1 protein-coding gene is annotated in these 1,129 nt (G+C 61.8%); it reads right to left on the bottom strand.

Annotation, left to right across the window (positions count from 1 at the left end; genetic code table 11):
* Positions 1-1,129, bottom strand: a 1,129-nt coding sequence (locus tag EA472_RS21805; RefSeq protein WP_243637935.1) for a hemolysin family protein, incomplete at both ends; no start/stop codon positions are given.

The raw sequence follows: 1,129 nt of genomic DNA, 5'->3' as shown, positions 1-1,129 counted from the left end.
TCGATGTTGACCTCGCCGCGGACGAGGACGGTGCGCTCGTCGAGTTCCTCGACGGGTTCGTCCTCGCCGGATTTGAGGATCTCGCCGACGATCTCCTCGATCATGTCCTCGACGGTCACCAGCCCCTCGGTGGTGCCGAACTCGTCGATGACGATCGCCATGTGCATCCGATTTTCGCGCATTTCGGTGAGCAGTTCGTCGACGTTTTTGGACTCGGGGACGTGTAACGTCGGTTGGATGAGGTCGGCCAGCTCGAGGTCGTCGCCGTCGGTTTCGCCGTAGTTGAGATCGCGCACGAGATCGCGGATGTGGACGACGCCCTGGACGTTGTCGAGGCTGCCTTCGTAGACGGGGATGCGGGCGTGGCCGCTCTGGATGCAGGTTTCGATCGCCTCGTCGATCTCCGCGTCTTTCGGAACCGCGGTCATGTCGAGGCGGGGGGTCATCACCTCCTTGACGATGGTGTTGTTGAACCGGAAGATGCGGGTGAGCATCTCGTGTTCCTCCTCTTCGAGGACGCCCTCGCGTTCGCCGGATTCGATCATCTCCTGGATCTCGTCGCGGGTGACGTAGGGGGATTCGATCGCACCGGTCGAGCCCGTGAGTTTGTTCACCTGGCGGGTGAGGTAATCGAAGAGGACGATCAGCGGAAACAGGAGGTACTCTGTGCCTTTCAGCGGTTTCGAGATGCGGATGGCCCAGGACTCGGTGTTTTCGACCGCGTAGGATTTGGGGACGCTCTCGCCGAACAGCAGGACGATCGCGGTGATGCCGAACGTCGCGAGGATGACGCCGAGCAGGCCGCCGAAGTGGATCGACAGCACCGCCGTCGCGATCGACGACATCGCGATGTTGACGATGTTGTTGCCCACCAGAATCGTCACTAACAGCCGGTGGGGATCGTCTTTCAACTCTTTGACCAGCGCCGACCCCTCGATTCCGTCCTCGACCATCCCCTCGAGGCGGTGTTTCGGCAGGTTGAACATCGCGATCTCCGACGAGGAGAAAAATCCCGACAGCGCGATCAGGACCACCACCGCGAGCGCGCCGAAGATCGTCACCGTCGACTCCTCGACCTGGAGGCCCACCACCGGAACCTCGTACGCGGCAATCACCACCTCGACGGGGA

It is taken from the genome of Natrarchaeobius oligotrophus, assembly GCF_003841465.1.
GTDB classification, from domain to species: Archaea; Halobacteriota; Halobacteria; order Halobacteriales; family Natrialbaceae; genus Natrarchaeobius; species Natrarchaeobius oligotrophus.
Note: the sequence above shows the minus strand (reverse complement) of the source record. Positions and strands in the feature narration are given on the sequence as shown.